The following is a 4,707-nucleotide window of genomic DNA, read 5'->3' on the forward strand; positions in this document are numbered from 1 at the left end:
CAGAAGCTGTACGCGCTCTTGCCGATGGTGGAACGCTTATTGCCCCCTCGATCACTGACCGGCTGTTGCGGGCCATCAAGGCAGCTCCCGAGCCCGCAGGCTCCCAAGGTGTCGTTGTTGATCAGCTGACTGAACGTGAAGTTGAGGTGCTGCGGTTGATGGCGGAGGGGTACTCCAACCGCCAGATTGCGCAGCTGATCCATCTGGCTGAGGGCACGGTGAAGAATCACATCTCATCAATCCTGACCAAGATGGGGGCCAGGGACAGAACCAACGCGGTTCTGCGTGCTATCCGGGAAGGCATCCTGGGCTGAGACAATCGGTGTGATTGGCGCCGCTCCCCTGGGCTGGCGGTGTAGGATGACCCGGGCCGTTTCAGAGATTTGTCTCGCGGCCTGCACCTCTCTTCTGGATGAATCACCGACGAAAGGCCCTATGAGCGACCTCACCACGTCGTACCCGCTTGTGACCCTGGTACCTGCGGTGCTGGCGCTGACCCTGGTGATCCTTACCCGGAAAGTGCTTATCAGCTTGGGTGCGGGCGTGGTCGCGGCTGCACTGCTGATTCATGACCTCAACCCGTTCAGCACCGTGCAGGCCGTGTGGAATGCGTTTGCTTCAATTTTCTGGGCGGACGGGGAGGTCAACACCTGGTCGGTCTACATTCTGGTGTTCCTACTGCTGCTGGGCGTCATCGCCGCCTTCATCCTGATGTCTGGCGGCACTACCGCTTTTGCGCTTTGGGCCATGCGCCGGATCCAGAAGCGGCCAGGTTCCATGTTCTTACCGGCGATCCTGGGCATCGTCATCTTCATCGACGATTACTTCAACGCCCTGGCGGTCGGGCAGATTTCGCGACCGGTCACCGACCAGCACCGGGTTTCTCGCGCCAAGCTCGCCTACATCGTTGACTCCACCTCTGCACCGGTTTCGGTGCTTTCCCCGGTCTCCAGCTGGGGCGCCTACATTATGGACATCCTCGCACCGATCGTGGCAGCCTCGACGCTGTCCATCAGTAGCGTGCAGGCCTTCCTGGGTGCCGCCGTCGCCAATTACTACGCCATTGCCGCGGCAGTCCTGGTCTGGCTGGTGATTATCTTCCGTATCGATATGGGCGCTATGCGCAAAGAGGAGCGGCGCGCCATCACCGAGGGGCAGCTCTTTGACCCATCCGACGATGTCCCCGGGCAGCTCTCCGACGACCTCCCGGTCCACGATCCTGGTGCCCGGCGTGCGCTGATCGTGCCCTTTGTGCTGCTTGTGGTGGGTGTCTTCGCGGGCATTGTGTGGACTGGTCAGCGGGCGGCGGAATCCTGGAACATCATCGACATCCTGGCGGAGACGGATGCCAGTGCAGCGCTGGTGGTCGGTGGACTGCTCGGGCTGATCTCGGCGGTGTACTACTACCTGCGCAATACCCGGAAGAACCCGCAGTTCGTGCGTTCTACCTTCGCCCGCGGCTGGGTGGAGGGCGTGAAGTCCATGCTTCCGGCAATAGCCATTCTCATCCCGGCCTGGATGCTGGGCGATCTGATCGGCCAGTTGGGCACCGGGGATTACCTGGGTCAGCTTGTGGAGGCGTCCAATATTTCCGCCGGCTGGCTGGCTCCGGTGGTTTTTGTCATCGCTGCGGCCATGTCCTTTGCTACTGGTACGTCTTGGGGCTCCTTCGGGCTGCTGCTTCCCATTGCCGGTGGCATCATCAACTCCATGGATCAGCCCGATCTGCTGCTGCCGGTGCTGGGTGCGGTGCTGGCCGGCGCGGTGGCAGGTGACCACGCTTCCCCCATCTCCGACACCACGATCCTCTCGGCCACAGGTTCTAGCTGCAATGTCATCACCCATGTGGTGACTCAGCTGCCGTACGTCGCTAGCGCGGCAGTCTGCGCGACTCTGGGCTATGTGGCTCTTGCGCTGACCAGCAGCGTGGTGATCGGCCTTGTCGTGGTAGTTGCTGGGCTTGCCGCGTTCGTGGTGATCATGAAGGCGACGACGACGCCGATCGAGTCAGCTCAGACGGTCTGAGCAGGATCTTGCCTGCAGTGCGCAGGAGCAATACGGGAGTGCCTATTCTTAGACTGCTTCCTGCAGGGTGATCGCATGAGAGAGCATGAGAAGCTCGCGGAGAACGCTCATATCTACCTTGGATAAGCGCGTGAGGTAGAGGCATGCCTTGCTTGTCCGGTAGCTGCCGAGCCTTGCCAACAGCTCGGGCCAGCGTTCGGCGTAGTTGCTCACCAGATAAATGGTGTGCTGGTTCTTCCCCGTGGCAAAGGCCATCAAGGGTGCTTGACCGCTGTGCCCGCTCGCGTAACGGTACTGGTACTCCCCGAATCCGATGATTCTGCCAGCCCACACCACTGGCTTTTCTCCGCTGATTTCGGCGAAGAGTGAGACAAGCTCATCTGCTTCGGCCCGCCGTGGACCCACAGTTTGATCAAGCACCGCTTCCACCGGGGTGTCCGACGGCGACATGGCTGGCTGCTTAGCAGGCATCAGGGTTCCCTTGCTCTTGTGGTGCTGCTGAGCCTACCGCGAAGGGAGCAGCTGCAACCGCTATGCGGGGTTTCAGCTCTGGCGCGGCGGCAGTGATGACCTCGTGCATCCGGCTCATGGTGTCCGGCACGGATTCGTCCATGGTGATGTCCTGCGAAGACAGGTCCCTCCGCGATGATTCAGGCCGTCATTCACCTGGAAGCGCGTGATGCCGAATTTATCAGCAAACGGAGTCGCTGAGGAAGATCTACGCGGACTTCGGCGCCTGTCGTCGCACCTTGTAATCCTCCGGTGTATGAGAGTCTTTTAGCCATGCCCTCTGCAACACCACCTGCACAACCTGTGCCCGCTGAACGCCAATCGGTGCTGCGCACCCTTCGCTCCCCCAGGCTGCTCAAGGTAGAAATCCTGGCGGGGCTGGTGACCGCCCTGGCACTGATCCCGGAGTCGATGGCATTTGCCATCATCGCCGGTGTGGATCCCCGCGTGGGCCTTTACGCTTCGGTGGTCATGGCCATCAGTATTGCCTTTGTGGGAGGGCGCCCCGCCATGGTCTCTGGCGGTGCCGGAGCGACTGCTCTGGTGATCGCACCGCTGGTGGCGGCCTATGGCCTCGATTACTTCATCGCCGCGGTGATTCTGGCCGGGGTGTTTCAGGTGCTGCTGGCGGTGGTGGGGGTGGCGAAGCTGATGCGGTTCATCCCGCGGTCAGTGATGATCGGCTTCGTCAACGGCCTGGCCATACTGATCTTCTCCTCCCAGTTCCCCGAGCTCATCGGCGTGCCCGGGCTGGTATACCCACTGGTTGGCCTGGGGCTGCTGATCGTGTTCCTTTTCCCCAAGCTGACCCGGGCGGTCCCGGCACCGTTCGTGACCATCGTGGTGCTGACAGTGATCACCGCGAGCTTCGCAGTGGCTGTCCCCACAGTCTCTGACCGCGGTGAGCTGCCGGATAGCCTGCCACAGCTGTTCATCCCCGAGGTGCCATTGACCTTGGAGACTTTCCAGATCATCGCCCCCTATGCATTGGGTATGGCCTTTGTGGGGCTGCTGGAGTCGTTGATGACCGGCAAGTTAGTCGATGACATCACCGACACCCACTCGAACAAGACGCGTGAATCCTGGGGGCAGGGAGTCTCGAACATGCTCTCCGGGTTCACCGGCGGCATGGGCGGCTGCGCGATGATCGGCCAGACCATGATCAATGTGAAAGCTGCAGGAGCTCGCACCCGGATTTCCACATTCCTGGCCGGGGTTTTCATTCTGGTTCTTGTCCTGGCGATGGGCGAGGTGGTCGGCATGATCCCAATGGCCGCGCTTGTGGCAGTGATGGTGTTCGTCTCCTTCATCACCTTCGACTGGCACAGCATCGCACCAGGCACGCTGAAGGCCATGCCCAAGTCTGAGACGACCGTGATGCTGGTGACCACTGCGACCACCGTCATCACGCATAACCTCGCGATTGGTGTGGGGGTCGGAGTCCTCACCGCCATGGTGCTCTTCGCCCACCGGGTCTCCCGGTTCGCTCAGGTCCACCGGGAAGAGCACGACGGCGACTCGGTCACCTACCGCGTAGAAGGCGAGCTGTTCTTCGCCTCCTCGAACGACCTTTACTACCAGTTCGACTACGCGGAGGACCCGGGGCATGTGGTCATCAACTTCGCTGATTCCCACCTGTGGGACGCCTCGACCGTGGCGGCCTTGGACTCAGTTGTCCGCAAGTATGAGAGTTACGGCAAATACGTGGAGGTCACTGGCCTGAACGAGGCCAGCGCGCAGATGCGTGAGCGCCTGACCGGCCGCTTGGGTTCTTGAGGTCCTGACAGCTTATCGCTGGGAGTTAGTCCGGAAGTGCCGAGAGACGTGCCTGGTAAGCCGAGGTCAGCTCGGCGAGCGGGTGAATGATGAAGTCGTAGTCCCGGCCCAGTCTCAGCGCGATCCGGGCAGCGGTCAACTTCTGCTCGTGAGGCCATGTGTTGATCAGCTCGACCACCCGTTCCGCGGTCGCGAACTCTACGTCAGCCAGCTTCTGGGAGGGACCTTCGTGGGAGACCTCTGCCGTAGAGGCATGCGCATCGGCAGATCCGCCAGCTCAGTCTGGAAGTCCTAGCCAAGTACATCGCCCGGAGATTCTTGCATCCAGTTTATTTACTGGATAGATTTATGCCTATTGTGACGTGGCGTACATCACACTTGAATTTCGTCGAGCCC

At 61.0% G+C, this 4,707-nt stretch carries 4 protein-coding genes; 3 read left to right on the plus strand and 1 reads right to left on the minus strand.

Going from position 1 to position 4,707, the window contains the following annotated elements; genetic code table 11:
* Both TX78_RS14435 and TX78_RS11350 read left to right on the plus strand, forming a co-directional pair.
* Nucleotides 1–314, plus strand: a 314-nt coding sequence (locus TX78_RS14435) for a response regulator transcription factor (RefSeq protein WP_044496358.1), incomplete at its 5' end; no start/stop codon positions are given.
* Between the two features lie 121 nt (nt 315–435).
* A complete protein-coding gene (locus TX78_RS11350; RefSeq protein WP_044496359.1) occupies nt 436–2,025 on the plus strand; it encodes a Na+/H+ antiporter NhaC family protein in 1,590 nt (529 codons plus the stop codon).
* A 48-nt stretch (nt 2,026–2,073) separates the two neighbouring features.
* Here the strand turns inward: TX78_RS11350 and TX78_RS11355 are convergent, their stop codons facing one another.
* Nucleotides 2,074–2,496, minus strand: coding sequence for a DUF1801 domain-containing protein (locus tag TX78_RS11355; RefSeq protein ID WP_044496360.1), 423 nt, complete (start codon nt 2,494–2,496; stop codon nt 2,074–2,076).
* 312 nt (nt 2,497–2,808) lie between these two features.
* On the opposite strand from TX78_RS11355, the gene TX78_RS11360 reads away from it, so the two are divergent.
* Nucleotides 2,809–4,311 carry a SulP family inorganic anion transporter gene (locus tag TX78_RS11360; RefSeq protein ID WP_044496361.1) on the plus strand — a complete coding sequence of 501 codons (1,503 nt, stop codon included), beginning with the start codon at nt 2,809–2,811 and terminating at the stop codon, nt 4,309–4,311.
* The last annotated feature ends 396 nt before the right edge of the window (nt 4,312–4,707 follow it).

The sequence above is a fragment of the Nesterenkonia massiliensis genome, from assembly GCF_000455245.1.
Taxonomy (GTDB): Bacteria; Actinomycetota; Actinomycetes; order Actinomycetales; family Micrococcaceae; genus Nesterenkonia; species Nesterenkonia rhizosphaerae.

Bases quoted from the DNA above. Each gene is read 5' to 3' on its own strand.
- TX78_RS11360 (WP_044496361.1), top strand. From the start codon at position 2,809: ATGCCCTCTGCAACACCACCTGCACAACCTGTGCCCGCTGAACGCCAA.
- TX78_RS11350 (WP_044496359.1), top strand. From the start codon at position 436: ATGAGCGACCTCACCACGTCGTACCCGCTTGTGACCCTGGTACCTGCG.
- TX78_RS11355 (WP_044496360.1), bottom strand. From the start codon at position 2,496: ATGCCTGCTAAGCAGCCAGCCATGTCGCCGTCGGACACCCCGGTGGAA.